The 25846-nt window shown below is 71.4% G+C and carries 21 protein-coding genes; 10 read left to right on the top strand and 11 right to left on the bottom strand.

Going from position 1 to position 25846, the window contains the following annotated elements:
• Positions 1 to 2: 2 nt before the first annotated feature.
• Positions 3 to 1130, top strand: a complete 1128-nt coding sequence (locus tag ALA01S_RS16395) for a YbdK family carboxylate-amine ligase (RefSeq protein ID WP_066338205.1) — start codon at positions 3 to 5, stop codon at positions 1128 to 1130.
• A gap of 15 nt (positions 1131 to 1145) precedes the next feature.
• On the opposite strand, the gene ALA01S_RS16390 is transcribed toward ALA01S_RS16395, so the two are convergent.
• Complete coding sequence (locus ALA01S_RS16390; RefSeq protein ID WP_084267642.1) at positions 1146 to 2396, bottom strand: MFS transporter; 1251 nt, start codon at positions 2394 to 2396, stop codon at positions 1146 to 1148.
• Positions 2397 to 2566: 170 nt separating this feature from the next.
• Between ALA01S_RS16390 and ALA01S_RS16385 the strand changes: the two genes are divergently transcribed.
• Entirely contained in the window at positions 2567 to 3136 is a 570-nt protein-coding gene (locus tag ALA01S_RS16385; RefSeq protein WP_169805941.1) for a 2'-5' RNA ligase family protein, read from the top strand.
• A 55-nt stretch (positions 3137 to 3191) separates the two neighbouring features.
• Here the strand turns inward: ALA01S_RS16385 and ALA01S_RS16380 are convergent, their stop codons facing one another.
• Genes ALA01S_RS16380 through ALA01S_RS16370 form a run of 3 tightly spaced genes read right to left on the bottom strand, consistent with a single transcriptional unit; the run spans position 3192 to position 5201 of the window.
• Entirely contained in the window at positions 3192 to 3950 is a 759-nt protein-coding gene (locus ALA01S_RS16380) for an SDR family NAD(P)-dependent oxidoreductase (protein ID WP_066338201.1), read from the bottom strand.
• Positions 3947 to 4552, bottom strand: coding sequence for a flavin reductase family protein (locus ALA01S_RS16375; RefSeq protein WP_066338199.1), 606 nt, complete (start codon positions 4550 to 4552; stop codon positions 3947 to 3949). The genes ALA01S_RS16380 and ALA01S_RS16375 overlap by 4 nt, the downstream gene beginning before the upstream one ends.
• A 19-nt stretch (positions 4553 to 4571) precedes the next feature.
• Complete coding sequence (locus tag ALA01S_RS16370) at positions 4572 to 5201, bottom strand: pseudouridine synthase (protein WP_066338197.1); 630 nt, start codon at positions 5199 to 5201, stop codon at positions 4572 to 4574.
• Between the two features lie 245 nt (positions 5202 to 5446).
• Between ALA01S_RS16370 and ALA01S_RS16365 the strand changes: the two genes are divergently transcribed.
• Positions 5447 to 5659 carry a cold-shock protein gene (locus ALA01S_RS16365; protein WP_066338195.1) on the top strand — a complete coding sequence of 71 codons (213 nt, stop codon included), beginning with the start codon at positions 5447 to 5449 and terminating at the stop codon, positions 5657 to 5659.
• A gap of 102 nt (positions 5660 to 5761) precedes the next feature.
• Here ALA01S_RS16365 and ALA01S_RS16360 read toward each other — a convergent pair whose 3' ends face one another.
• Both ALA01S_RS16360 and ALA01S_RS16355 read right to left on the bottom strand, forming a co-directional pair.
• Positions 5762 to 6325: a protein-tyrosine phosphatase family protein gene (locus ALA01S_RS16360; protein ID WP_084267637.1), complete on the bottom strand. Its 564-nt coding sequence runs from the start codon at positions 6323 to 6325 to the stop codon at positions 5762 to 5764.
• Between the two features lie 28 nt (positions 6326 to 6353).
• Positions 6354 to 7388: a Tim44 domain-containing protein gene (locus ALA01S_RS16355; RefSeq protein ID WP_084267636.1), complete on the bottom strand. Its 1035-nt coding sequence runs from the start codon at positions 7386 to 7388 to the stop codon at positions 6354 to 6356.
• 106 nt (positions 7389 to 7494) lie between these two features.
• On the opposite strand from ALA01S_RS16355, the gene ALA01S_RS16350 reads away from it, so the two are divergent.
• Positions 7495 to 9702 carry a TonB-dependent receptor plug domain-containing protein gene (locus ALA01S_RS16350; RefSeq protein ID WP_066338193.1) on the top strand — a complete coding sequence of 736 codons (2208 nt, stop codon included), beginning with the start codon at positions 7495 to 7497 and terminating at the stop codon, positions 9700 to 9702.
• 91 nt (positions 9703 to 9793) lie between these two features.
• On the opposite strand, the gene ALA01S_RS16345 is transcribed toward ALA01S_RS16350, so the two are convergent.
• Together ALA01S_RS16345 and ALA01S_RS16340 are read right to left on the bottom strand one after the other, a co-directional pair.
• Positions 9794 to 10048: an RNA-binding S4 domain-containing protein gene (locus ALA01S_RS16345; RefSeq protein ID WP_066338279.1), complete on the bottom strand. Its 255-nt coding sequence runs from the start codon at positions 10046 to 10048 to the stop codon at positions 9794 to 9796.
• A 5-nt stretch (positions 10049 to 10053) separates the two neighbouring features.
• The gene (locus tag ALA01S_RS16340) at positions 10054 to 11070 is read right to left on the bottom strand and encodes an LLM class flavin-dependent oxidoreductase (protein ID WP_066338192.1); all 1017 of its coding nucleotides are present in this window, start codon (positions 11068 to 11070) and stop codon (positions 10054 to 10056) included.
• Positions 11071 to 11174: 104 nt separating this feature from the next.
• On the opposite strand from ALA01S_RS16340, the gene dbpA reads away from it, so the two are divergent.
• The 4 genes from dbpA to ALA01S_RS16320 all read left to right on the top strand — a co-directional run bounded on the left by dbpA (position 11175) and on the right by ALA01S_RS16320 (position 18309).
• On the top strand, positions 11175 to 12608 hold the full coding sequence (gene dbpA / locus ALA01S_RS16335) for an ATP-dependent RNA helicase DbpA (RefSeq protein ID WP_066338188.1): 1434 nt from the start codon (positions 11175 to 11177) through the stop codon (positions 12606 to 12608).
• A gap of 24 nt (positions 12609 to 12632) precedes the next feature.
• A complete protein-coding gene (locus tag ALA01S_RS16330; RefSeq protein WP_238455833.1) occupies positions 12633 to 14561 on the top strand; it encodes an ABC transporter ATP-binding protein in 1929 nt (642 codons plus the stop codon).
• A gap of 292 nt (positions 14562 to 14853) precedes the next feature.
• Positions 14854 to 17298: a response regulator gene (locus ALA01S_RS16325; RefSeq protein WP_066338186.1), complete on the top strand. Its 2445-nt coding sequence runs from the start codon at positions 14854 to 14856 to the stop codon at positions 17296 to 17298.
• A 243-nt stretch (positions 17299 to 17541) separates the two neighbouring features.
• The gene (locus ALA01S_RS16320) at positions 17542 to 18309 is read left to right on the top strand and encodes a ParA family protein (protein WP_066338185.1); all 768 of its coding nucleotides are present in this window, start codon (positions 17542 to 17544) and stop codon (positions 18307 to 18309) included.
• A 255-nt stretch (positions 18310 to 18564) separates the two neighbouring features.
• Here the strand turns inward: ALA01S_RS16320 and ALA01S_RS16315 are convergent, their stop codons facing one another.
• The gene (locus ALA01S_RS16315; RefSeq protein ID WP_218011480.1) at positions 18565 to 19899 is read right to left on the bottom strand and encodes a PQQ-dependent sugar dehydrogenase; all 1335 of its coding nucleotides are present in this window, start codon (positions 19897 to 19899) and stop codon (positions 18565 to 18567) included.
• Between the two features lie 183 nt (positions 19900 to 20082).
• On the opposite strand from ALA01S_RS16315, the gene ALA01S_RS33080 reads away from it, so the two are divergent.
• The gene (locus ALA01S_RS33080) at positions 20083 to 22209 is read left to right on the top strand and encodes a calcium-binding protein (protein ID WP_066338183.1); all 2127 of its coding nucleotides are present in this window, start codon (positions 20083 to 20085) and stop codon (positions 22207 to 22209) included.
• A gap of 42 nt (positions 22210 to 22251) precedes the next feature.
• Here the strand turns inward: ALA01S_RS33080 and ALA01S_RS16305 are convergent, their stop codons facing one another.
• The gene (locus ALA01S_RS16305) at positions 22252 to 23493 is read right to left on the bottom strand and encodes an aminotransferase-like domain-containing protein (RefSeq protein ID WP_066338181.1); all 1242 of its coding nucleotides are present in this window, start codon (positions 23491 to 23493) and stop codon (positions 22252 to 22254) included.
• A gap of 194 nt (positions 23494 to 23687) precedes the next feature.
• Between ALA01S_RS16305 and ALA01S_RS16300 the strand changes: the two genes are divergently transcribed.
• Positions 23688 to 25100: an aminotransferase-like domain-containing protein gene (locus ALA01S_RS16300; RefSeq protein WP_066338174.1), complete on the top strand. Its 1413-nt coding sequence runs from the start codon at positions 23688 to 23690 to the stop codon at positions 25098 to 25100.
• 113 nt (positions 25101 to 25213) lie between these two features.
• Here ALA01S_RS16300 and ALA01S_RS16295 read toward each other — a convergent pair.
• Positions 25214 to 25846 (bottom strand): methyl-accepting chemotaxis protein (locus ALA01S_RS16295; protein ID WP_238455831.1); only part of this gene is annotated, 633 nt, incomplete at its 5' end.

Genomic DNA, 25846 nt, shown 5'->3' with positions numbered 1-25846 from the left:
CCATGAGCCTGCCCCCGTTCGCCAGCTCCGAAGCCTTCACGCTCGGCGTGGAGCTGGAGCTGCAAATCGTCAGCCGCCACGACTACGACCTCACCCCCGGCTCCGACGACCTGCTGCGCCTGGTGCAGCGCCACAAGATGGCGGCCGACGTGAAGCCCGAGATCACGAGCAGCATGATCGAGCTCTCCACCGGGGTGTGCCGCGGCTACGGGCAGGTGATGGCCGAGCTGCGCGAAGTGCGCGACGTGCTGGTGGACTGCGCGCAGCAGCAGAACCTGCGCCTGTGCGGCGGGGGCACGCACCCCTTCCAGGACTGGAGCCGCCGGCGCATCTACGACACGCCGCGCTACCGCCAGGTCTCCGAGCTCTACGGCTACCTGAGCAAGCAGTTCACCGTGTTCGGCCAGCACGTGCACATCGGCTGCCCCGGCGCCGACCAGGCGCTGTGGCTGCTGCACGCGCTGCAGCGCTACATCCCGCACGCCATCGCGCTGTCGGCCTCCTCGCCCTACGTGCAGGGCAGCGACACGGGGTTCCAGAGCGCGCGGCTGAACTCGGTGTTCGCCTTTCCGCTGTCCGGCCGCGCCCCGTGGGCGCTGACCTGGGAGGAGTTCAGCACCTACTTCGCCAAGATGCACCGCACCGGCGTGGTCGAGTCCATGAAGGATTTTTATTGGGACATCCGCCCAAAGCCGGAGTACGGAACGATCGAGGTCCGGGTGATGGACACGCCGCTGACCATCGAAAAAGCCGCCGCCATCGCCGCCTACCTGCAGTGCGTGGCGCGGCGCCTGGTGCTGCAGGAGCCCTTCCAGCCCCGCGAGGACGACTACCTCGCCTACACCTACAACCGCTTCCAGGCCTGCCGCTTCGGCCTGGACGGGGAGGTGGTGGATTCGCGCAGCGCCGAGCGGCAATCCATCCGCGCCCAGATCGCGCAGACGCTCAAGGAGATCGAACCGCACGCCGAGGATTTACAAGCCGAGCCCGCGCTGGCGCTGCTGCGCGACATGCTGGGCCGCGACGACGGCGCCGACGCCGCCTGGCTGCGCGCGGTGCAGGCGCACGAGAAATACCTGCCGGAGGTGGTGCGGCGGCAGTGCGTGCGCTTCGAGGGACGGGCGATCTGAGGCGGCGGGCAGGCGTCAGGCCGGGGGCGAGGACAGCGTCTCGCGCCGCGCCAGCGTCGGGAAGAGGCGGAACCACAGTCCCACCACCAGCAGCGTGCCCATGCCGCCCAGGACGACCGAGCCGACCGGGCCGAAGGCGGCGGCCGTGGCGCCGGACTCGAACTCGCCGAGCTGGTTGCTGGCGCCGATGAAGATGGAGTTCACCGCCGCGACGCGGCCGCGCATCTCGTCGGGCGTATCCAGTTGCACGAGGGACTGGCGGATCACCACGCTGATCATGTCCGCGCCACCGGAGACCAGCAGCGCCGCGAAGGACAGCAGGAAGTTGGTGGACCAGCCGAACACCAGCATGCACAGCCCGTAGACGCCCACCGACAGCAGCATGGTGCGGCCCACCCGGCGCTCTATGGGCGTGCGCGTGAGCACCACCGACACCAGCAGCGCGCCGATCGCGGGCGCGCCGCGCAGCAGGCCCAGGCCCCAGGGGCCGGTGTGCAGCACGTCGCGGGCGAAGATGGGCAGCAGCGCCGTGGCGCCGCCCAGCAGCACGGCGAACAGGTCCAGCGACAGCGCGCCCAGGATGGCCTGGCGCTGCCAGATGAAGCGCAGGCCGGCCAGCATGGTGTTCCAGCTTGCGGGCTCGCGGTGCGCGGGCCGCGCCACCGGCGTGATGCGCATCACCAGCACGCAGCCCAGCGCGAAGAGGGCCGCGCACACGCCGTAAACCACCGTGGCGCCGGCCGCGTAGAGAAAGCCGCCCAACGCCGGGCCGGCCACCACCGCCGCCTGCATGGCGCCGGAGCTGAAGGCCAGCGCCCGCGGCAGCACCGCGGCCGGCACCAGCGTGGGGGCCAGCGCCTGCTGCGAAGGCATCTGGAAGGCGCGCGCCACGCCCAGCAGCAGCGACAGGGCCAGGATGAGCTCGCGGCCCACCCAGCCCCCGGCCGTGCCCAGCGCCAGCGCCAGGCCCACCACGAGCTGCAGCGCCATGCAGCCGGCCAGCAGCAGCCGGCGGTCATGGCGGTCCACCACGTGGCCGGCCGGCAGCGTCAGCACCAGCGCCGGGATGAACTGCAAAAGGCCCACCAGGCCCAGGTCCCAGGCGCTGCCGGTGATCTCGTACATCTGCCAGCCCAGCGCCACCATCAGCATCTGCTGCCCGGTGGTGCCGGCCAGCCGCCCCCACCAGAAGCGCATGAAGGACGTGTAGGAGCGCAACGGCGCGTTGGGCTGCGCGGCGGCGGGGGACGTGGGTACGGCGGTCATGGGCAATGCGGCCGGCCGCCGTGGGGGCGGCGGCGGGCCGTGGAAGGCAAGGCGGGAAGGGTTGTTGCGGACGCGCACCGCCGGCGTGTCGGCCGCGATGCCTGCGCCCAAGCAGGGGCATGAGGCGTAACAGCTTACGCGAAGCCGCCCGGCCGGCTAGGGTAGGGGGCATGAAAACGATAAGCGCCGCCGACACCCCCGTGCCCTCCGATTCCGACCTTCCCAAGGCCCCGGCCGAGGCCACGGCCCGGCTGTTCATCGGCTTGTGGCCTGACGACGCGCAGCGCTGGGAAGCGCGCGCGCACCAGCAGTTGTGGCGCTGGCCGCCGCAGGCGCGGCCCACGCCGGCGTCCAAGCTGCACCTGACGCTGCACTTCATCGGCGAGGTGCCGCAGTCGCAGGTGGAGCCGCTGATGCTGGCCATGCCGGCCTCGTTCTCGGCGGCGGAGCTGACGTTCACGCACCCGGCGCTGTGGCGCGGCGGCATTGCCGTGCTGGAGCCGGCCAGCGTGCCGGCGCACCTGCAGTCGCTGCACGCGCAATTGGGGCTGCGGCTGCGGCAGTTGGGCGTGGCGCTGGAGGCCCGGCCCTGGCGTCCGCACCTGACGCTGGCCCGCCAGGCCCAGGGCGCCAAGCCGCCCGTGAACCCGCCGCCGCTGCACTGGCGCTTCGCGCAGCTCGCGCTGGTGCAGTCGGAGGCCGGGTTCTACAAGGTGCTCAGGACGGCGGAGGCGGTGTGAGCGCGCGGCCGCCGTCGGCCACCGGCTGACGGGCTGCCGCCGACGTTCAGCTCCCTCACCCTTCCCTCACATCCGCCACCGGCTGCTCGCCAAAATCCGGCCGGTCCAGGTAGGCCAGCAGCTTGGCTGCCGCCTGCTCGGGGCTGTCCAGCAGCCCCTGCGCGCGCAACTGGACGAAGCGGTCGTGGTCCGGGAAGTGCGCCGGGTCGCCGCCGCGCAACTGCACCTGCATGTCGGTATCGATCACGCCCGGCGCCAGCGACACCACGCGCGTGCCCAGCGGTTTCAGCGCCTCGTCCAGCGCCAGCGCGCGCGTGAAATGGTCCAGCCCCGCCTTGACCGCACAGTAGGGCGCGCTGGCCGCCATGGCGCGGCGGCCCAGGCCGGAGGAAATGCTGAGCACCTTGCGCGCCACGCGCCAGGGCTCGGTGGCGCGCAGGAAGGCGCGCGTGAGCAGCACCGGCGCCTCCAGGCCCACGCGCAGCGCGGCCGAGAGCGTGTCCACGTCCACCTGCTCCACCGGCCCCGGCGGCGTCAGCAGCGCGGCGTTGTTGACGAGCACGGCTTCGGAAAAGCCGCCATCGGCCTGCGCCGCCAGCCAGGATTCCAGCAATCCGGCCACGGCCACGGGCTGGCTCAAATCCTGCGCCCACTGCTCCAGCGCCGCGCCGGCCGCGCGGGGCTCGGACGCCAGCGCCTCGTCCGGCCGGCGCGAGAGCGTGAGCACGTGCGTGTGCTCGCGCTGCAGCAGCGCCACGGCCAGCGCGCGCCCCATGCCGCGCGAAGCGCCGGTGAGGACGACCAGCCGCTTCATGCGCCTGGCTCCTGGTTGAACAGGGAGTGCCCCTGCACCTGCTCGCCGCAGGTGAAGAAGCGCCCGGCGGCGATGTGGTGCAGCGTGCGCAGCGCGTCCAGGGCCGGATCGGCTTCGGCGCCGTCACGGTACTGCCAGCGTCCGCCGGCCCAGGCGCGCGAGTCGGCCTGCGCCGCCACCACCTCGCCGAGGAACAGGTCGTGCTCGGACTGCAGCGCGGGCTGCGGCAGCAGCCGGCATTCCAGCCAGGCCACGCAGCCCGCCACCAGCGGTGCCTCGACCACGTGTCCGGCAAAGCTGCCGACGTTGAACGCCTCGAACTTGTCCACCTCCTCGCCGCTGCACGTGCCCACCGTGTAGGCCAGGTCGACCTGCGCGCGGCAGGGCACGTTGAGCGCGAAGCTGCCCGCGGCCTCGATCAGCTTGCGCGTGTAGGTGCTCTTGTCCAGCACCACCGCGATCTTGGGCGGATTGAAGTCCAGCGGCATGGCCCAGGCGGCGGCCATGAGGTTGCGGCGCCCGCCATGGGCGGCGCTCACGAGCACGGTGGGACCGTGGTTGATCAGGCGATAGGCCTGCGGCAGGGGCACGTCTTGTTTCATGCCGCGATGATGCCCGCGCTCAGAAGGGCGCCGGGCTTTCAAAGCGCATGACCGTGCCGTCGCGCGGGTGCGGCAGCGCCAGCTCGGCCGCGTGCAGCAGCAGCCGCGGCGAGCGCGCGAGCACGTCCGGCGGTGCATACAGCTCGTCGCCGACGATGGGGTGGCCCAGCGAGGCCATGTGCACGCGCAACTGGTGCGAGCGGCCGGTGACGGGCTCCAGCTCCACGCGGGTGGCATCCGCCCCGTGGCCGAGCACGCGCCAGCGCGTGAGCGACGGCTTGCCCTGCACCGGGTCCACCATCTGGCGCGGGCGGTTGGGCCAGTCGCAGCGCAGCGGCAGGCTCACTTCGCCCACGCCGCCGTCCGGCGGCTGCAGGTGCCCGGCCACCACCGCCACGTAGCGCTTGTGCACGCGGCGCTCGGCAAAGGCCATGCTCAGCGCGCGCTGCGCATCGGCACCGCGCCCCATGGCGATGAGGCCGGAGGTGGCCATGTCCAGCCGGTGCACGGTCAGTGCGTCGGGAAACTGTTTTTGCGCCCGCGCCGCCAGGCAATCCGGCTCGGTGCGCCCGGGCACGGCCAATAAGCCGGCGGGTTTATCCAGGACCAGCAAAAACTCGTCAGCAAACAGCAAGGAAATAGTGTCCATCAACCGGCGAGCATAAATGTCGGGCTTTGCCCATCACGACCCGAATGGATGTGTAGAATTGTTACCACAGAATTACCAAGTCCGTTCCTGCTGGTGTGTCCCTTTCCGCCCGCGGTCATTCAACAGAATGTCTTGCGTGGCTGGCCTGGTTTGAATATCCCCCGCTGCGTCCCTTGCGTGTTTCTGTTCCCGCCCGGGTAGTACGCGGGCGGGATTTCGATGTTTTTTCACAAGGTTCAATTGCAATGAGCACTCAGCAAACCGGCATCGTCAAGTGGTTCGACGATGGCAAGGGTTTCGGTTTCATCACCCCGGACGGTGGCGGCAAGGACGTGTTTGCGCATTTCAGCGAAATCCAGTCCGACGGCTTCAAAAGCCTGAAGGAAAACCAGCGCGTGGAATTCGAGCTGCGTGAAGGCCCCAAAGGCCAGCAAGCCGCCAAGATCCGCGCGATGTAATCCGCGCCGAATATCCGGCTCATGAAAAAACGCGGCCCTGGGCCGCGTTTTTCGTTGGGGGAAGGGATGAAGTGCGCCGCTGCCGCGAGGCCTGCACCCGGCTCAGAAGCGGTCCACCAGCCCCGTCTGCTGCGCCGTCTGCGGGTTGGAGCCCGCGTCGCGCACGCGCTGCAGCGCGTCGGCCGTGGGCAGGCCCAGCGCCTTGAGCAGGCAGGCCGCGGCGCTGCCGGTGCGCCCCAGGCCGGCGGCGCAGTGCAGCAGCACCGACTCGCCGGCCAGCAGCGACTGCGCCGCCGCCGCCATGCCGGCGTGGAAGTCGTGCAGGTCCGGCGGCAGGCCGAAGTTGCGCATGGGCAGGTTCAGCCAGCGAAACGGCAGCGTGCCCTGCGCCACGGCCGAGCGGTAGGCGGGCGACAGCGTGGCCAGCTCCTCCATGGGCGCCAGGCACAGCACCAGCGACACCCGGTGCTGCCGCGCCTCGGCCAGGAAGCGCTTGAAGGGCTCGAAGCGCCCGGGCATGGCCGACAGCCAGAGCTGCCCCGGCACGCCCGCGGGCAAGGCCACGCCGCGCAGGGTCACGGCGGCCACGTTGTCCAGCGCCGCCGCCAAGGCCTGCTGCGAGGGCGCCGGCTGGGTGGAGGTAGGGGTGGCGGCTGGAGCGTTCATGGCGTCTCCCGGTGGGTTAGCGCAGCGCTCAGTGCGAGTACTGCTGGATGCCGGCGATGGCCCAATTGCGGCTGCCGTCGGCGGGGCGCACCAGGTGCCAGACCTCGTCGAAGTCCGTCGCCGGGGCGTCGCGGTCCTCGCGGATGAGGCCGCTGTAGCGCACGCTCACCACCTGGCGGTCGGCTTCCTGGGCCCAGTCCACCACCTGCGCGTCCACGCGCACCACGTCGGTGGCCTGCTGCTTGCCGGCGCGATCCTGCAGATCCAGCTTGGCCGAGGCGAACATCTCCGGCGTGGTGAAGCTGCGCAGGTCGTTGAGGTCGCCCGTGTCGTTGGCCGCCTGCATGCGGATGAAGATGGTCTTGGCCACGCGCTCGAAGGCGGCGGCGTCGAAGTCCGCCGGCAGTTGCGGCGCGGCATTCGTCACCAGGGCGCTGTCGGCCGCGGCCGCCGGGGTGTAGGCACTGCCCGGCTGCGCGGTGCTGCCGAAGCTGTCGGCCTGGCGGTTCAGGTTGGTGCCGTAGCCGGGTTGCTGGTTCCAGGGCGTGGAGGCGGCCGTGCCGCCCAGGCCGGCACCCGCGCCCGCACCGGCATAGGCCGGCTGGTTCTTCTTGCCGGCGAAGCGGCTGACCAGGAAGCGGATCAGGAAGATGGCCGCGACGGCCAGCAGCGCCATCATCACGAAGTTGGCCACCGCCTCGCCCATGCCGAAGTGGCTCAGCAGCGCGGCGATGCCCAGGCCGGCGGCCAGGCCGGCGATGGGCCCCAGCCAGTTGCGCTTGGGCGCCGCAGCGGCGGCAGCGGCCGCGCCGGCGGCCGGCGCCGTGGCCTGGCGGCCGGGCTGGGCCTGTTGCGCGGGAGCGGCCGGGCTGGTGGGCGCGGCCTGGTTGGGCGTCTGTTGCGGCGGGGGCGTCTGCGGCGTGCTGCGCGCCGGCAGGCTGCGCTGCAGGCCGGACGAGCTGCCGCCGCCCAAGCGCTTGGCTTCCGCCATCACCGGGGTGAACGACGCGGCCGCCACGGTCAGCATCAGCGCGCCCAGCAGTCCAGTCCTTGTCTTGCTCATTGCCTTGTCTCTCTTCTCGGTCTCCGGACGATGGCCCGGCCTTGCGTTCTGTGAATGATGGGGGCGGCCCAAAGTTCCCCAATAAGGGTGAATGACAATTTCGGCCATGTCCCTGTCGAAATCTCTTTCCCGTTCCCAGGCCCTGGGCTGCACCCTGGCCGCCGCGGCCTGCGCCGCCGTGGCACAGACCGCGGCGCCGCCCGGTGCGCCCCCGGTGCCGGCAAGCGGCGAGCCGGTGCAGCGTGTCGAAATCACCGGCGAGCGCAGCGGCGGCGAGGTGCGCGAGCGGCGCGAGTCCACCGCCGCCAAGACCGTCATAGGCCGCGAGGACATCGAGCGCTTCGGCGACGCCTCCTTGGGCGAGGTGCTCAAGCGCCTGCCCGGCGTGACGCTGGACGGCGCCCCGGGCCGCGGCGGCAGCCCGCGCCTGCGCGGCCTGGGCAACGGTTACACGCAAATCCTGCTGGACGGGGAACAAGTGCCGCGCGGCTTCGAGATCGACTCGCTGGCGCCCGAGCAGATCGAGCGCATCGAGATCCTGCGCGCCCCCACCGCCGAGACCGGCGCCCGCGCCGTCGCCGGCACCATCAACATCATCACCCGCGAAAATTTCAAGCGCCGCGCCAACGACCTGCGCCTGTCGCTGGGCCTGGAGGACGGCCGCTGGAGCCCCGGGCTGAACTGGAGCCGCAACGGCAGCGCCGACGCGCTGGCCTACACCTTCAACCTCAACGCGCTGAGCTCGCGCGTGCGCGCGCACACCGACACCGTGCTGGAGCGCGGGCCGTCCGGCGGCGCCCCCACGCTGTGCCGCGAGGAGACGGTGGACAGCGAGATCGAGCGCCGGCGCCTCACCTTCAATGGCCGGCTGCAGTGGCGGCTGGGGGAGGGCGAGAGCTTCACCCTCACGCCCTTTGCCATCTACGGCGAGGGCGACAGCCGCCGCCACGCCACGCTGGCGCAGCAGTCCTCCGATCCCGACAACAAAGTGCCCTGGACGCAGGCCGATCCCGTGGGCCACTCGCGCTTCACCCTGGCCCGGCTGAGCGCCCAGCGCAACCAGCGCCTGGCCGACGGCACGCGGCTGGAATGGCGCGCCAGCGCCGGCCGCTGGCTGTACGACGAGAACACGCTGCGCCCGGAAACCGGCGGCGCGGACCCCGCGCTGCGCTACGACGACGCCCACATCAGCGACCGCAGCTGGAGCGCCAGCGTGAAGGCCTCCACGCTGCTGGCCGACGCCCACAGCGGCGTGGCCGGCGTGGAGCTGGAGGGCGCGCGGCGCCGTGAGCAGCGCAGCAACCTGGCCGACGGCGTGCCGCTGCTGCCGGCCTTCGACGATGGCCTGCAGGCGCGCTCGCAGCGCGTGGCCGTCTACGCGCAGGACGAGTGGGACATCAACCCGCGCTGGGCCGCCCAAGCCGGCCTGCGCTGGGAAAGCATAGAGACGCGCAGCGAGGGCGTGGACGGCGACCGGCGCAACCGCAGCGCCGTGTGGAGCCCCGTGCTGCACACGGTGTGGAAGTTCGACGCGAAGAAACGCGACCAGTTGCGCATGAGCCTCTCGCGCAGCTACCGCGCCCTCACGCTGGGCAGCCTCGTCGGCAGCCCCGTGGTCAGCACGCAGAACTCGTCCACCAGCCCCGACCGCGCCGGCAACCCCGCGCTGCGCCCGGAGCTGGCCACGGGGCTGGATGTCACCCTGGAGCGCTACCTCGGCGGCGGCGGCGTGCTCAGCGCGGGCGTGTTCCACCGCGAGATCAGCGACCTCGTGCGCAACGAGACGCGGCAGGAGGGCGGGCGCTGGGTGAACCGGCCCTACAACGTCGGCGACGCCACGGTGCAGGGCCTGGAGCTGGAGGCCAAGTTCGCGCTGCGCGAGGTGCTGGCGCAGGCCCCGGCGCTGGACGTGCGCAGCGGCGTGAGCTTTTTCCGCTCCCGCGTGCACGACGTGCCGGGGCCGGACAACCGCGTGGACCAGCAGCCGGGCATGACGGCCAACCTGGGGGCGGACTGGAAGCCGCGCGGCACGCCGCTGACCCTGGGCGGCAACCTGCACTGGACGCCGGGCTACGTCACGCGGCTGTCGGCGATCGAAACCGCCCGCGTGGGCCGCAAGCCGGTGTTCGACGCCTACGCGCTGTGGACCTTCAACCCCTCGCTGGCGCTGCGCCTGTCGGCCACGAATTTCTCGGCGCCGGATTTCGTGCGCGGCAGCGCCTACGACAACGCCGCGCTCAACCTGCGCGAGAGCTCGCAGACGGTCAACAGGACCTATGTGGATTGGCTGCTGCGGCTGGAAATGAAGCTGTAGGGCCGGCCGCATCGTTCAGGCATCTGAACGATGGCTCTCATGCAGTGAGGGAGCGAAGTGCGTTTTCGTGAACGATGGGGCCCCTGCCGCCTCACTCGTCCACGCCTGTTTCCACTGGCGCCATGGACCCCGGCGCCAGGATGCGCACCCGCGCCCCCGCGATCGCCACCACCTGGCCCGCGCGCAGCTTGGCCGTCTTGCGCAGCTCCTGCTGCCCGTCCACTTCCACCTTGCCCGCGGCCACCAGGGCCTTGGCCGCGCCGCCGTTGTCGGCCAGCCCCGTGGCCTTCAACAAGGCGTCCAGCGGGATGAACTCGCCCCGCAGCTCGAAATCGATGTGTTGCATGCGCATCAGGCGCCTCCCTCCAAAAGATTGAATTCCTCGGCCAGCAGCGCATAGGAGCGCCGCCGCACGGCCGGGTCGAATGCCCAGGTGTTGACCACCAGCTCGTCCAGCTCCAGCGCCGCCGCCAGCGAGCGCAACTGCCGCCCAACCGTGGCCGGCGAGCCGACGAAGGCCTTGTGCCGCAGGGGGGCGAGCTGCTGCAGCTCGGCGTCCGTGAAGCCGCGCCGGGCCACCTCGTCCGGCGGCAGCAGCGGGCCCAGCACGCCGCGCGCGCGGTCCAGCCGCCAGCGCTCGCGCGACAGGGCGTGGTGGCGCGCCTGCTCGTCGGTCTCGGCCACCAGCGCCCACACGCAAATCGTGGCCTGCGGCTTGGCGTGCCGCGCGCTCGGCTGGTAGAGCGTGCGGTACAGGTGCAGCGCCTGCTCCACGCCCTGGCCGTCCATGAAGAAGTAGGCGAAGGCGTAGGGCAGGCCCAGGTGCGCTGCCAGTTGCGCGCCGTAGTCCGAGCTGCCCAGCACCCAGAGCTGCGGCGCGCGCTCCTCGCCCGCTCCCTCCGGCGGCAGCGGGTGCGCGGCGATGCCCAGGTGCCGCGCGCCGCCCACCCAGGCCTGCAGCGCCTGCACCTGCTGCGGAAAGTCCTCGGCCGAGGCCAGCGCGTTGGGGTTGAGCGCGCGCGCCGTGCGCAGGTCGCCGCCCGGGGCGCGGCCCACGCCGAGGTCCAGGCGCCCCGGCGCCAGCGCGTCCAGCACGCGGAACTGCTCGGCCACCTTGAAGGCCGAGTAGTGCGGCAGCATCACCCCGGCGCTGCCCAGCCGTATGCGCGTGGTGCGCGCCGCGATGGCCGCCAGCAGCACCTCCGGCGCGCTGCCCACGATGGTGGGCAGGTTGTGGTGCTCCGAGCACCAGAAGCGCTCGTAGCCCAGCGCCTCGCAGTGCTGGGCCAGCGCCAGGGTGTCGCGCAGGGCCGCGTCCTCGCCGGCGCCGGCCAGGGAAACGGATTGGTCGAGTACGGAAAGCTTCATGGGCAGGCCTGCATTCGGGGCGCGCAATCTACCGCAGCGCGGGCACCGGCCCGGCAAGCCCCTTGCCCAAGGGGGCGGCGCCGCTGCTTCCGGATAATCCGCCGATGACCGAATCAAGCACTGCCGCCCAAGCCGCCACGACCACCCAAGGCTTTGGGCAACTGCCGCTGCCGCCCGCGCTGCTGGCCAACCTCGAACAACTGGGCTACGCGTCCATGACGCCCATACAGGCCGCGGCGCTGCCGCTGGCCCTGGCGGGGCACGACCTCATCGCCCAGGCCCGCACCGGCAGCGGCAAGACCGCCGCCTTCGCGCTGCCGCTGCTCGCCCGCCTGGACGCCGCGCGGCTGGACGTGCAGGCCCTGGTGCTGTGCCCGACCCGCGAGCTGGCCGAGCAGGTCACGCAGCAGGTGCGCCGCCTGGCCCGCGCGGAAAGCAACGTCAAGGTGCTCAACCTCAGCGGCGGCAGCCCCATCAAGCCCCAGGCCGAAAGCCTGGCCCACGGCGCCCACGTGGTGGTGGGCACGCCCGGGCGGCTGCTGGACCACCTGGAGCGCGGCACGCTGCAGCTCGACGCCCTCTCCACCCTGGTGCTGGACGAGGCCGACCGCATGCTGGACATGGGCTTCTTCGACGACATCGCCGCCGTGGCCGCCAAGTGCCCGCGCCAGCGCCAGACGCTGCTGTTCTCGGCCACCTACCCCGAGGGCATCGCCAAGCTGGCGCAGCGCTTCCTGCGCGAGCCCAAGGAGGTGAAGGTGGCCGAGCGCCACGCGCCGGGGCGCATCGCCGAGCACTGGTTCGAGGTCACGGAGGACCAGCGGCTGCACGCCGTCTCGCAACTGCTGGCGCACTACCGGCCGCAAAGCAGCATCGCCTTCTGCAACACGCGCCAGCAGTGCCGCGACCTGGTGGACGTGCTGCGCGCGCAGGGGATAGAGGCGCTGGCGCTGCACGGCGAGCTGGAGCAGCGCGACCGCGACCAGGTGCTCATCCGCTTCGCCGGCCGAAGCTGCTCCGTGCTGGTGGCCACCGACGTGGCCGCGCGCGGCCTGGACATCGAGGGGCTGGACGCCGTCATCAACGTCGACATCTCCCAGGACACCCAGCAGCACGTGCACCGCATCGGCCGCACGGGCCGCGCCGACGCCACCGGGCTGGCCCTGAACCTGGCCTCCATGGACGAGATGGGCCGCGTGGGCCAGATCGAGCAGCAGCAGGGCCGCGAGTCGCACTGGGAAAAGCTCTCCGCGCTGCAGGCCGCCCCCGGCGGCGCGCTGCAGCCGCCCATGCACATGCTGCAGATCCTGGGCGGGCGCAAGGACAAGATCCGCCCCGGCGACGTGCTGGGCATGCTCACCGGCGAGGGCGCCCTGCAGGCCGCGCAGGTCGGCCGCATCCACGTCGGCGACTACCAGACCCACGTCGCCGTGGCGCGCGAGGTCGCCCACGCCGTGGTGGCGCGGCTGGCGCAGGGCAAGCTCAAGGGCCGGCGCGTGAAGCTGCGCCTGCTGCAGGACGCCCCCGAGGGCGCCTGAGAACACGGCACTGGAGGCACCCCCTTGATCCGATCCTTCGCCGCCTTCTTCGAGCGCCTGGTCCATCCCTACCCGGAAGATCCGCCGCCCACGCCGCCCAAGCACTTCTTCGCCTTCCTGTGGACCTGCTCGCGGGGCATGCGGCCCTGGCTGGTCGGCATGACGCTGCTCACCGCCGTCATCGGCGCCTTCGAGGCGCTGCTGTTCGGGATGATGGGCCGCATGGTGGACTGGCTCGCCGGCGTGGCGCCGGGCGAGCTGTGGGCGCGCGAGAAGTGGAGCCTGCTGGGGCTGGTGGCCATCCTGCTGTTCAGCCCGCTGGTGGTGGCGGTGCAGACCGCCTTCAAGCACCAGACGCTGGCGGGCAACTTCCCCATGCGGCTGCGCTGGGACTTCCACCGCCGCATGCTGGGCCAGAGCCTGGCCTTCTACCAGGACGAGTTCGCCGGCCGCGTGGCCACCAAGGTGATGCAGACCGCCCTGGCCGTGCGCGAGGCCTGGTTCACGCTGGGCGACATCCTGGTCTTCGTCACCATCTACTTCGTCACCATGGTGGCGGTGGTGGGCGCCTTCGACCTGCGGCTCGTCATCCCGTTCGGCGGCTGGGTGGTCTGCTATGGCGTGGCGTTGTGGTACTTCGTCCCGCGGCTGGGCAAGGTGTCCAAGGCGCAGGCCGACGCCCGCTCGCTCATGACCGGGCGCATCACCGACGCCTACACCAACATCACCACCGTCAAGCTGTTCTCGCACGCGCAGCGCGAGGCCGGCTACGTGCGCAGCGCCATGCAGGAGTTCATGGTCACGGTGCACGGCCAGATGCGGCTGGTCACGGGTTTCGAGGTCGTCAACCACACGCTGAGCATGCTGCTCATCGGCAGCACCGCGGGCGTGGCGCTGTGGCTGTGGATGCAGGGCCAGGCCACGGCCGGCGCGCTGGCCGCGGCCACCGCCATGGCGCTGCGCCTCAACGGCATCTCGCACTGGATCATGTGGGAGATGGCGGGCCTGTTCGAGCACGTCGGCACGGTGCAGGACGGCATCAACACCCTGAGCCGGTCGCGCACGGTGGTGGACCAGCCCAACGCCCCGGCGCTGCGCGTGGCGCAGGGCGACATCCGCTTCGAGCAACTGCGCTTCGCCTACGGCGGCAAGGGCAACGACGAGCCGCTGCTCGACGGCTTCAACCTGCACATCCGCGCGGGCGAGAAGATCGGCCTGGTCGGGCGCTCCGGCGCCGGCAAGAGCACGCTGGTGAACCTGCTGCTGCGCTTTTACGACGTGCAGGGCGGGCGCATCCTGATCGACGGGCAGGACATCTCGCGCGTCACGCAGGACAGCCTGCGCGCGCAGATCGGCATGGTCACGCAGGACACCTCGCTGCTGCACCGCTCGGTGCGCGACAACATCGTCTACGGCCGCCCCGACGCCAGCGACGCCGAGGTGGTGGCCGCCTCGCGCCGGGCCGAGGCGCACGGCTTCATCCAGTCGCTCTCCGACGCCTCCGGCCGCCAGGGCTACGAGGCCCACGTGGGCGAGCGCGGCGTGAAGCTGTCGGGCGGACAGCGCCAGCGCATCGCCATCGCCCGCGTGATGCTCAAGGACGCGCCCATCCTGCTGCTGGACGAGGCCACCAGCGCGCTGGACTCCGAGGTGGAGGCCGCCATCCAGGCCAGCCTCTACAAGCTGATGGAGGGCAAGACGGTGGTGGCCATCGCGCACCGCCTGTCCACCATCGCCGCCATGGACCGCCTGGTGGTGCTGGACCAGGGCCGCATCGTGGAGGAGGGCGACCACCGCAGCCTGCTGGCACGCGGCGGCATCTACGCGCGGCTGTGGGCGCACCAGAGCGGCGGCTTCATCGGCGAAGAGGACGAGGGCAGCGGCGACACCCTGCACGTGCTGCCGCGCACCGACGACAGCGAAGAGGAAGAGGAGCCGCGGCCGGCGGCGTGAAGCGGCGGCGCCATCCGCAGCGGCGACAGAGTGCCTGTAGGAGGGCCGCTTGCGGGCCGAATTGCGGCCTCCAAGGACAGCAACGCTTCAACCACATCCCGCCACACGCGTTAACACCCCGTTGCCCTCTGACGCGGTTTGTGGCTCAAGGCCGGCGGCGCCCTATCCGATGCAGCAGACGTAGCCCCCGCATGGCGCCTTGCGCGCTTCGTCCCATGTCTGCCGCACCCCCGTTCCACCTGGCCGTTCCCGCCCGCGCGGTGACCCGCACCGCGTTGCGCGGGGGGGCGGCATGAGCTCGCTGCTGGGCCGCTGGCTGCAGGGCTCCATACGCCGCCAGTTGCGCGCGGCCGTGGCGGCCACGGCCGTGCTGGCGGCGCTGCTGCTGGGCGTGGTGGAGGTCTCGCGCGGCCTCATGGACGCCCGCGAGCAGACGCGCACCGAGTCGCTGAGCCTGGCGCGGCTGCTGGTGCACCACCTGCGCGCCGCGCTGGTGCTGGACGACGTGGGGGCCGCCGCCGGCATCGTGGCCGGGCTGTCCGAGCGCCCGGAGGTCAGCGGCGCGCTGCTGCTGGACGCCGCCGGCAACGTGCTGGCCAGCTACCGCCGCAGCGGCGACGCGCAGGACCCGCGCTGGCGCGTGGCGCTGCGCGTCCAGGCCGCCGCGCTGCCGGGCACCGACTCCGCGCTGCAGCAGGGCTGGAGCGCGCAGACCAGCCGGCACGACGTCGTCATGGACGGCCGCCGCGCCGCGCAGCTCGTCATGGACGTGGACCTCGCCCGGCTGTGGGCCGACGCGGCCGAGCACCTGGCCGCCTCGCTGGCGCTGGCCGCGCTGGCGGCCTGCGGCGCGGTGCTGGTCACGGCGCGGCTGCGCAGCAAGCTCATAGACCCCGTGCAGCACCTCTCGGACGCCATGCACCGCGTCACCCGCGAGCACCGCTACGACGTGCGCGCCGAAGGCGGCGGCGACGACGAGATCGGCCGCCTGGTCCACGGCTTCAACGCCATGCTCGGCGAGATACAGCAGCGCGACGCCGCCCTGGCCCGCCACGGCGCCGAGCTGGAGGCCATGGTGCAGCAGCGCACCGCCGAGCTGCGCCAGGCCAAGGACGCCGCCGAGGCCGCCAGCCGCGCCAAGAGCGAGTTCGTGGCCAACATGAGCCACGAGCTGCGCACGCCCATGAACGGCGTGCTGGGCATGCTGGAGCTGCTCATGCACACGCCGCTGTCGCCGCGCCAGCTCGACTTCGCGCGCACGGCGCACGCCTCGGGGCAGTCGCTGCTGAGCATCCTCAACGACATCCTGGACCTGGCCAAGATCGAGGCCGGCCGCCTGGCCGTGGAGAGCGTGCCGCTGGACCTGGGCCAGGTGGTGGAGGACAGCGTCTCCCTCTTCGCCCCCACCGCCCAGGGCAAGGGCCTGGAGCTGCTGTGCGGCGTGGACCCGGCGCTGCCGGAGCGCGTGCTGGGCGACGCGCTGCGGCTGCGCCAGATCGTCTCCAACCTGGTCTCCAACGCCTTGAAATTCACCGCCCGCGGCGAAGTGGCGGTGAGCCTGCGCGCCGCGGGCGAGCATGCCTTCGAGATCGAGGTGCGCGACACCGGCCCCGGCATCGCGCCGGAGCTGCAGGCGCGGCTCTTCAAGGTCTTCACGCAGGCCGACAGCTCCACCACGCGGCGCTTTGGCGGCACCGGGCTGGGCCTGAGCATCAGCCGCCAGCTCGCGCACCTCATGGGCGGCGAGATCATGCTGCTCAGCCGGCCGGGCGAGGGGTCCACGTTCACGCTGTACCTGCCGCTGCGCCCGCTGCCCGCAGGCGAGGGCGCACGGCCGGGCGCGGAGGAGGCCGGCCTGCAGGGCCTGCGCGTGCTGCTGGTGGAGGACAACGCCACCAGCCGCGAATTCCTGTCCGCCACGCTGGCGCACTGGGGTGTCCGGACGGAGTGCGTGCCTGACGCCGCCCAGGCCCTGGCGTGGCTGAACCGCGCCGCCGAGTCCGGCGAGCGCGTGGACCTGCTGCTCACCGACCACCACGGCCCCGAGCTGGACGGCTTGACCTTGGCCCGCGCCGTGCACGCCGACCCGCTCTGGCACCGCCTGCCCGTGGCGGTGCTGAGCTCGCTGGCCGCCGACGAGGGCGTGCTCGCGCAGGACGCGCGGGTGCGCTGGCTTTCCAAGCCACTGCGCCGCCAGGCGCTGCTGGAGCTGCTGCAGTCGCTGGCCGGCGCCGGTGGCGCGGCGCCGCCGGCCAGTGCGCCGTCCATGCCCCTGGAACAAGTCAAACCCCTGCGCGTGCTGCTGGCCGAGGACAACGAGGTCAACCAGCTCCTGGCGCAGACGCACCTGGAAGCCCTGGGCTGCGAAGTGGCCCTGGCCGGCAACGGCGAGGAGGCCTTGCAGCTCTGGCAGGCCGGCGCCCACGACCTGGTGCTCATGGACTGCCAGATGCCGCGGCTCGACGGCTACCAGGCCACGCGCCGCCTGCGCGAGCTGGAGGCGGCGTTGCCCAACCGGCGGCGCACGCCCATCGTCGCGCTCACCGCCAATGCCATGGAGGGCGACCGCGAGCGCTGCCTGGCCGCCGGCATGGACGACTACCTGAGCAAGCCTTTCACGCGCGAGTCGCTGGGCGCGGTGATGCAGCGCGGCATCGCCCGCGCCCGCGCCCATGGCGGCGGTGGTGGCAAGTCGCCGCAACACCAGCCCTGGGAAGCGCCGGCCACCGAGGCCTGAGCCGGCTGCCCAGGATCAGCGGCTCCCGCCGGGGCGACTGACCTGGCCGGGCAGGCGCGCGCCGCTGCCGCGTTGGGCCGCAGCCGCAGCCACAGACACAGCCGCAGCTGCTTCAGGCCGGCACGGCTGGCGCGCCTGTTGCAAAGCCCAAGGCGCCCCGTTTGCCGCACTGCACAATACGCGGTTGGCGCGGCGCGGCCTGCCGCGCGCGGCAGCAGCGCTCAGCAGCGGGAGGAGTGGTCCATGCGGTACGTCGTGTTCAACCAGAAGGGTGGAGTCGGTAAATCCACCATCACCTGCAACCTGGCGGCCATCAGCGCGCACCAGGGGCTGCGCACGCTGGTGGTGGACTTGGACCCGCAGGGCAACTCCACACATTACCTGTTGGGGGACGCCGTGGCGGACGACGCGCCGCACCTGGGCGGCCTGTTCGACCAGGTGCTGCACTTCAGCATGCGGCCCAAGGCACCCATCGACTTCGTCCTGCCCACGCCGTTCGAGAACCTCTTCGTCCTGGCCTCGCACCCGGTGCTGGAAGAACTGCAGAGCAAGCTGGAGTCGCGCTACAAGATCTACAAGCTGCGCGAGGCGCTGGAGTCGCTGGCGCCGCACTTCGACCGCATCTACATCGACACCCCGCCGGCGCTGAACTTCTACACGCGCTCGGCGCTGATCGCCGGCGGCGGCTGCCTCATCCCGTTCGACTGCGACGCCTTCTCGCGCCGCGCGCTGGACGCGCTGCTGGAGAACATCCAGGAGATACGCGCCGACCACAACGCGCAGCTCCGCGTGGACGGCATCGTGGTCAACCAGTACCAGCCCCGCGCCAACTTGCCGCAGCAACTGGTGCAGCAACTGGTGGACGAGGGCCTGCCCGTGCTGCAGCCGTATCTCAGCGCCTCGGTGAAGATCCGCGAGTCCCACCAGCGCTCGCAGCCCATGGTGCACATGGACCCCAAGCACAAGCTCACGCAGGAGTTTCAGAAGCTGCACGAGGCGCTGCCCGCTTGAGGCGGGCGGGCGGCGGCTTTCCTGCCTTCCGTCAGCCTAGGTGCTTCGACCTCTACTTCGTCATGCCCGCGAAAGCGGGCATCCACGATCGCCGGGGTACCGGCTTCGAACTGCATCGCATCACGTCACCGTTTGCACGCCGCTATACCGGCACGCGTGGATGCCCGCTTTCGCGGGCATGACGGGTGAGGGTGCGAAGCGCCTTTGCCGCAGGGCTGACGGGGCGTAACCACTTTCCCCGCAACACGCCCATCCTCACCTCGCCCCCGTCACCCTCCACACCGCATTGCCCACGTCGTCGGCCACCAGCAGCGCACCCTTGCCGTCCACGGCCACGCCCACGGGGCGGCCCTGCGCGTCGCCGCGGTCGTTGAGAAAGCCTGAGAGCACCGTTTGCGGCGCCCCGCCGGGCCGGCCGTTGGCAAAGGGCACGAACACCACCTGGTAGCCCGCGGGCGGCTTGCGGTTCCAGCTGCCGTGCTGGCCTATAAACATGCCCTGGCGCAGGCCCTGCGGCAGCAGCGCCGCATCGCCCCCCCAGGTGAGCCCCAGCGCGGCCACGTGCGCGCCCAGCGCGTAGTCCGGCTTGATCGCCTTGGCCACCGCCTGCTCGTTCACCGGCGTCACGCGCTCGTCCACGTGCTGGCCCCAGTAGCTCCACGGCCAGCCGTAGAAGCCGCCGTCCTTCACCGAGGTCAGGTAGTCCGGCACCAGGTCGTTGCCCAGCTCATCGCGCTCGTTGGCCACCGTCCACAGCACGCCCGTGGACGGCTCCCAGGCCATGCCGTTGGGGTTGCGCAGGCCCGTGGCGAACAGCCGCTTGCGGCCGCTGGCGCGGTCGATTTCCCAGATCGCCGCGCGTCCCTCTTCCGCCTGCAGCCCGTTCTCGGCCACGTTGGAGTTGGAGCCCACCGTGGCGTAGAGCGTGCGCCCGTCGCGGCTGGCGATCACGTTCTTGGTCCAGTGGTGGTTGATGGGCCCGCCCGGCAGCTCCGTGAGCCGCTCGCCCGGCGCCGTGATCTGCGTGGCGCCCGGCGTGTAGGGGAAGCGCACGAGCGCATCGGAGTTGGCCACGTAGAGGTCGTTGCCCACCAGCGCCATGCCCAGGGGCGAGTTCAGGCCCTGGAGGAACACCGTCTTCGTCTCCGCCACGCCGTCGCCGTCCGCGTCGCGCAGCAGCGTGAGGCGGTTGGCGCTGGGGACGCCCGCGCCAGCCTTGGCCATGGCCTTCTTCATGAACCAGCCCTTGATGCCTTTGCCGTCCTCCGGCTTGGGCGGCGCGTTGCTCTCGGCCACCAGCACGTCGCCGTTGGGCAGCACGTACAGCCAGCGCGGGTGCTCCAGCCCGGTGGCGAAGGCGGCCACCTGCAGGCCCTGCGCCGCCACCGGTTTGGCGCCGGAAGGCCAGCCCACGGCCGGGGCGACGTCCATGGTGGGGATGAGCGTCTTGTGCGGCGGCGGCAGCGTGGGCTCGGGCCCGGTGATGTCCGCCACGGACAGGCGGGGCGAATCGCTGCCGCACCCCGCCAGCAAGGCGGCGGCAACGGCCAGCACGGTCAGGCGCAGGGACACGGCAAGGCTCCTTGGCAAAGCTGGGTTTGCCCGGGTGTCACGGCAAACGGCGCGCCGAGGGCCCAGTCCTTGCACCGCCTGTCCATCCCGTACATTGAACGATGTGCAACAAAATGTAGGATAAACGGCGCAGAATTTCGAGTCCTGCGCGCCGCCGGGGAGGCGGCGCGGCTGTTCATGGTTTGATAAGAAACGACGTCCATGGAAATAAAAATCCGCGCCAAGGCCGCCTCGAAGCCCATTTACGGCACCAGCGGCAACGACGTTTTTGCCGGTACGCCAAACGCTGATATTTATTATGGTCTCGGTGGCGCCGATACCCTGCAGGGCGGGGGCGGCGACGATCTCATCAATACCATCGGCTATGCCGGAAACGATTTGATCGACGGCGGGGATGGCAATGACTCGCTGTATGGCGGGCTGGGAAACGACACGATTCTGGGCGGCACGGGCAATGATGACCTGTATGGCGATGCCGGCGACAACGTCTTGCAAGGCGGCGCGGGAAATGACACTTTGAGCGTCAGCGCCAGATTGGGAAAAAATATCCTGGACGGTGGGGAAGGCAACGACTCCATTTCCGGCGGCAACGGCAATGACACCCTTTACGGGAGCATCGGCGACGACACCCTTTTCGGTGGCGCCGGCAATGACAGCCTGGACGGTGGCGCGGGCCAGGATTCACTGTATGGAGGCGCAGGCGACAATACCCTGCAGGGCGGCGCCGGCGATGACTATCTTGGCGTTTACAGGGAATACGGCCGCAGTTTTCTTGATGGCGGCCAGGGCAACGACAAACTCGATGGCGGTGGCGGGAGCGACAGCCTTTATGGCGGCGAAGGCAACGATACCCTCTATGCTGTTGCCGGCCATGACAGCCTGGACGGCGGCGCCGGCAACGACAGCCTGGATGGTGGCGACGGCAACGACACCCTGCACGGCGGCGCGGGCGTGGACACGCTGCAGGGCGGTACCGGCGACGACGTCTATTACCTCGATGACCGCCTTGACAGCGTCTGGGACGCAAGCGGCCGCGACACGGCCTACGTCTCCATCAACGGCGCCTTCGTGCCCGGCAGCATCGAATCGGTGGTTTACACCAATGGGGCGCAAGCGCTGCCCTATTTTATTTCTGGGCTGCTGTACAACAATATTCCAGATATTCCCGCCAGCGGCTCGCCAAAAACCATCAGCTACAGTTTTGCGCTGAGCCCGACGCCGGGAATGACGGGGTTTGCAACTTTCAATGGGGCGCAGCAGGCGTCAGTGCGCGCGGCACTGGCTTGTTATGCTGTCGTGTCCGGCCTGAAATTCAAGGAAGTGGCCGACAGCCCTGGCGTGAAAATGCGTTTTTTCCGCGACGATCTGGCGTCTGGGCATTACTATGATGCTTCTGGTTATGCGTCTGCAAACGGCGCCGTTCATGTCAAGGTGGATTACGCTTCCCTGATGGCGCCTGATTATGGGTATCAGGTACTGCTGCACGAGATTGGACATACTTTATATTTGAAGCATTCTTTTGAAGCTCCCGTGCTGCCCAAGGCGGAGGATGCTCAGCAGAATAGGGTCATGAGCTACAACAATTCCAGCGTGCATGCGCAAAATATTGGCATGTTTGACCTGGCCGCCATTCAATATCTTTATGGTGTCAATGCCGGCGTGCGTGCCGGCAGCAATACTTATTCGCTGCAGGACCGCTACATCTGGGACGGCGGCGGCGTGGACACCTTGTCAGCCGCCGGCGAGAGCGCTGCCGTGCACCTGAATCTGGCCGAGGGCAGTTGGAACTGGGTCGGCACCAAGGCCGGCAGCATCCTGGCCGCGGGCCAATCCTTCATCGGCTTCGGCACGCAAATCGAGAACGCCACCGGTGGCCGTGTCGGCGACGTGCTGAGCGGCAACGCCGTGGCCAACGTGCTCAGCGGCGGTGCGGGCAACGACACGGTCTCAGGCGGCGCAGGCCACGACACGCTCATCGGCGGCCCTGGGCTGGACCAGCTCAGCGGTGGCGCGGGCCAGGATGCCTTCCGCTTCGCCGACGCGCCGGGCAGCACCACCGTGGACAGCCTCACCGACTTCGTTGCCGTCGATGACCGGCTGGAGTTCGACCACACCGCCTACGCCGCGTTGGGCCCGCTGGGGGCGCTGAACGCCGGCGCTTTCGTCCTGGGCAAGGCGGCGCTGGACGCAGGCGACCGGCTCATCTACACGCCGTCCACGGGCGAGCTGCGCTTTGATGCCGACGGCACGGGCGCACGCGCGGCCGTGCTGCTGGCCAAGCTGGGCGCCAATACCGTGCTCACGGCGGCGGATCTGTTCGTGGTTTGAGGGGCAGGGCGGCTTCGCGCCGCCTGCGGCGTGCGGGCTTGCTCAGCCCCTGCGCGACGCCTCCCAGGCCTTCCGCAGCCGTGCCACGCCCTCGCGCAGCCGCTCAGGCGTCTCGGTGCTGAAGCTCAGGCGTAGCCGGTCGCGCGGCGCGGCACCGGCATAAAAAGCGTCGCCCGGGACGAAGGCCATGCCCGCGGCCAGCGCCGCTGGGAGCAGGGCACGCGTGTCCGTGCCATCGGTGAAGCGCGCCCACAGGAACATGCCGCCCTTTGGCTCGCTGAACTCCAGCGCGCCGCCGAAGGCCTCGCGCAGCGCCTGGCACAGCGCGCGGCGCCGCTCGCGGTAGGCGCCGCGCACCCGCGCCAGGTGCGCCGGCAGCCGCCCGCCGGCCAGGTAGTGCGCCGCCACCTCCTGCGCAAAGGAGGAGGTGTGCAGGTCCATGGACTGCTTCACCCGCGCCGCGGCTTCCGCCAGCGCCGTGGGCAGCACCAGCCAGCCCAGCCGCAGCCCCGGCGCCACGGCCTTGGACAACGTGGAGGTGCGCCCAACCCAGGCGCGTGCGCCCGGCACGTCCTGCGCCAGCGCCGCCAGGCTGGGCAGTTCCTGGCCTTCCGTGCGCAGCACGCCGTAGGGGTCGTCCTCCAGCACCAGCACCTCGTTGCGCGCCGCCCACTCCAGCAGCCAGCGGCGGCGGCGCAGCGACAGCGTCGCGCCGGACGGGTTCGCGAAGGGCGTCACGAGGTAGACGAGCTTGGGCTTGCGAGGAAACGCCATGGTCTCCAGGTCTTCCACCCGGGCACCTTCTTCGTCCTCGTCCAGCCCCAGGCATTGCGCGCCGGCCAAGTTGAAAGTCTGGAGGGCGGCCAGGTAGCTTGGGCGCTGCACCACCACCACGTCGCCCTCGTCCAGCAGCAGCCGCGCCACGATGTCCAGCGCCTGCTGCGAGCCCGTGGTCACCAGCAGCGCGCGACCGGCCAGGGCGATGCCCTGCTCGCGCTCGCGCGCCTGCAGCGCTTCGCGCAGGGCGGTCTGCCCCTCGGTCAGCCCGTACTGCAGCGCGGCGGCGGGGTTGGTGTCCAGGGCGGCCAGCGTGGCCGCGCGCAGGCCCTCGGTGTCGAACAGCTCGGCCGCGGGCAGGCCGCCGGCCAGGGAAATCACCTGCGCCTGCTGCGCGGCCTTGAGCAGCTCGCGCACGTCGGAGCTGCGCAGCGCGGCGGCGCGGGCGGACAGGGCATAGCGGGGTGCTGGTTGCGTGTTCTGGTCGGTGTTCTGGTCGGTGCTCATGGCGGGTCGGCGGCTGCGGCGTGGGTGAATGGGTTGAACGGGAAGGGGCTGCGTGGGCCTCAAGACTAGGCAGCACGGCGCCAACTGTCCCGGTACGGCCACCGGTACGGTCGAGCGCACTGTTTGATGGATTCACCGCAACAGTTGCACCCCGCGCCATGCTTGAATGCCGGCCTGAATTCCGGCCGAGAGCCATGTTCACCCTTGCCAAAGACACCGATGCCCCGCCGCTGACCGAGCAGATCGTGCGCCACTACGCGCAGCGCATAGACGAGGGCGCGCTGCTGCCCGGGGCGCGGCTGCCCTCGGTGCGGCAGCTCGCGGCGCGGCTGGAGGTGAGCGTGCACACCGTGCTGGTGGCGCTGGACCGGCTCTCCGGCCTGGGCTACGTGGCCTCGCGCCCCGGCGCGGGCTACTACGTGCGGCGCACGGCCGCGCAGGCCGCGGCCGCGCCGGCGGCGGCGCCGCGCGCGCAGCCGGCCACCACCACGTCCGGCTTCACGCACAGCGTGCTGTCCACCGACGCCACGCTGCTGCAGGCCGGCGCGGGCTACCTGCCCCGGCACTGGTACGAGGACGCCATCGCCCCCGCCACGCTGGCGCGCAGCCTGCGCGAGAGCGCCGAGGCCGCCGTGGTGCCGCCCGTGCAGGGGCTGCCGTCGCTGCGCGAGCAGCTTGCCGCGCGGCTGGCGCGGCGGCAGATCCCAGCGCGGCCCGAGCAGTTGCTCACCACCTTCGGCGCCTCGCAGGCGCTGCAGCTCGCCGCACGTGCCGTGGCCGTGCCGGGCGACGCGGTGCTGGTGGACGACCCCGGCTACTTCCTGCTGCACAGCCAGCTCGCCGCGCTGGGCCTGCGCGTGGTGGGCGTGCCGCGCGAGGCGCAAGGGCCGGACCTCGACGCCCTGGCCGCCCTGGTGCAGGAGCACCGCCCGCGCGCCTTCTTCACGCAGACGCTGCTGCACAACCCCACGGGCGCGAGCACCGTGCCGGCGCGCAGCCACCGCATCCTCAACCTGGCCGAGGCGTTCGATTTCGTGCTGGTGGAGGACGATGTCTATGGCGACCTCGCGGGCGATGCCGGCGTGCGCCTGGCGCAGATCGACGCGCTGCGCCGCGTGATCTACGTGGGCAGCTTCAGCAAGCTGCTGAGCCCCAGCCTGCGCGTGGGCTACCTGGCCGCCCCCCTGTCGCTCACCGAGCGCCTGGTGGACTTGAAGCTCATGGACGTGCTGTCGGGCTCCACGCTGGAGGAGGCGCTGGTGGCCGAGGTGCTGCGCAGCGGCCGCTACCACCGCCACGTGCTGCGGCTGCGCGAGCGGCTGGCGCGCTCGCGGGGCGCGGCCATCGCGGCGCTGCAGGGCTGCGGGCTGCGCTTTGACGCCGACGCGGCGCAGGCCGGCGGCGTGTTCCTGTGGGCCGGGCTGCCGCCGGGCGTGCTGGCGCCGGCGCTGGTGGAGGCCGCGCGCGAGGCCGGCATCGTCATCGCCGGCGGCCACATGTTCTCGCGCCGCGGCGTGGGCGCGGACCGCCTGCGCCTGAACGCCGCCTGGGCCACCGACGCGCGGCTGCTGGGGTTCTTGAAGGCGCAGTTGGGCGGGGCGGGATGAGCGGGCGGCGCTCATCGTTCGCTTTCACGCCCTTTGGGCCCCCATTGAATGGGCGGGATCGTTCAGATTCCTGAACGATGCGGCCGGCGAAACCCAACCTGGCTGCCGGCCCTTCAAAACGCCGCCCACTCCTCGTCGTCCGTCCCCGTGCGCGCTTGCGCCAGCGGCGTCACCGCGGCCGCTGCCATGGCCGGCGCGGCACGGCGGAAGTCTGGGCGCGTGACGTTGGTGGCGCGGTGGGGGCCGCGGCGCTCCACGCCGTCCCAGCCGCTGCCGGTGGCGGGCTGCGCCGCGGCCGGGGCCGGCGACCGCGCATCCGCCGTGGCCTGCGCCCGCGCCGCCACCGGGGCAGGGCGGCCGCTGTCGGCCTGGGCTCCCAGGCGGAACACCGCCACCGAGCCCACGAGCGCCTGTGCCTGCTCGCGCAGGCTGCCTGCGGCCGAGGCGCTTTGCTCCACCAGCGCGGCGTTCTGCTGCGTGGCCTGGTCCATGCGCGTGACGGCGTCGCCCACCAGGGACACGCCCTTGCTCTGCTCGGCGCTGGCGGCGCTGATCTCGCCCATCAGGTCCGTCACGCGGCGTATGGCGCTCACCACCTCCTCCATGGTGTGGCCGGCCTGGTCGGCCAGGGCCGAGCCCTCGCCCACGCTTTGCACGCTCTCGGTGATGAGCTGCTTGATCTCCTTGGCCGCCTCGGCGCTGCGCTGCGCCAGCGTGCGCACCTCGCCCGCCACCACGGCAAAGCC

Source organism: Azohydromonas lata NBRC 102462 (genome assembly GCF_001571085.1).
Lineage (GTDB): Bacteria > Pseudomonadota > Gammaproteobacteria > Burkholderiales > Burkholderiaceae_C > Azohydromonas > Azohydromonas lata.
This window is presented reverse-complemented; position numbering and strand designations above follow the sequence as displayed.

Bases quoted from the DNA above. Each gene is read 5' to 3' on its own strand.
- ALA01S_RS16395 (WP_066338205.1), top strand. From the start codon at position 3: ATGAGCCTGCCCCCGTTCGCCAGCTCCGAAGCCTTCACGCTCGGCGTG.
- ALA01S_RS16390 (WP_084267642.1), bottom strand. From the start codon at position 2,396: ATGACCGCCGTACCCACGTCCCCCGCCGCCGCGCAGCCCAACGCGCCG.
- ALA01S_RS16385 (WP_169805941.1), top strand. From the start codon at position 2,567: ATGAAAACGATAAGCGCCGCCGACACCCCCGTGCCCTCCGATTCCGAC.
- ALA01S_RS16380 (WP_066338201.1), bottom strand. From the start codon at position 3,950: ATGAAGCGGCTGGTCGTCCTCACCGGCGCTTCGCGCGGCATGGGGCGC.
- ALA01S_RS16375 (WP_066338199.1), bottom strand. From the start codon at position 4,552: ATGAAACAAGACGTGCCCCTGCCGCAGGCCTATCGCCTGATCAACCAC.
- ALA01S_RS16370 (WP_066338197.1), bottom strand. From the start codon at position 5,201: ATGGACACTATTTCCTTGCTGTTTGCTGACGAGTTTTTGCTGGTCCTG.
- ALA01S_RS16365 (WP_066338195.1), top strand. From the start codon at position 5,447: ATGAGCACTCAGCAAACCGGCATCGTCAAGTGGTTCGACGATGGCAAG.
- ALA01S_RS16360 (WP_084267637.1), bottom strand. From the start codon at position 6,325: ATGAACGCTCCAGCCGCCACCCCTACCTCCACCCAGCCGGCGCCCTCG.
- ALA01S_RS16355 (WP_084267636.1), bottom strand. From the start codon at position 7,388: ATGAGCAAGACAAGGACTGGACTGCTGGGCGCGCTGATGCTGACCGTG.
- ALA01S_RS16350 (WP_066338193.1), top strand. From the start codon at position 7,495: ATGTCCCTGTCGAAATCTCTTTCCCGTTCCCAGGCCCTGGGCTGCACC.
- ALA01S_RS16345 (WP_066338279.1), bottom strand. From the start codon at position 10,048: ATGCAACACATCGATTTCGAGCTGCGGGGCGAGTTCATCCCGCTGGAC.
- ALA01S_RS16340 (WP_066338192.1), bottom strand. From the start codon at position 11,070: ATGAAGCTTTCCGTACTCGACCAATCCGTTTCCCTGGCCGGCGCCGGC.
- dbpA (WP_066338188.1), top strand. From the start codon at position 11,175: ATGACCGAATCAAGCACTGCCGCCCAAGCCGCCACGACCACCCAAGGC.
- ALA01S_RS16325 (WP_066338186.1), top strand. From the start codon at position 14,854: ATGAGCTCGCTGCTGGGCCGCTGGCTGCAGGGCTCCATACGCCGCCAG.
- ALA01S_RS16320 (WP_066338185.1), top strand. From the start codon at position 17,542: ATGCGGTACGTCGTGTTCAACCAGAAGGGTGGAGTCGGTAAATCCACC.
- ALA01S_RS33080 (WP_066338183.1), top strand. From the start codon at position 20,083: ATGGAAATAAAAATCCGCGCCAAGGCCGCCTCGAAGCCCATTTACGGC.
- ALA01S_RS16305 (WP_066338181.1), bottom strand. From the start codon at position 23,493: ATGAGCACCGACCAGAACACCGACCAGAACACGCAACCAGCACCCCGC.
- ALA01S_RS16300 (WP_066338174.1), top strand. From the start codon at position 23,688: ATGTTCACCCTTGCCAAAGACACCGATGCCCCGCCGCTGACCGAGCAG.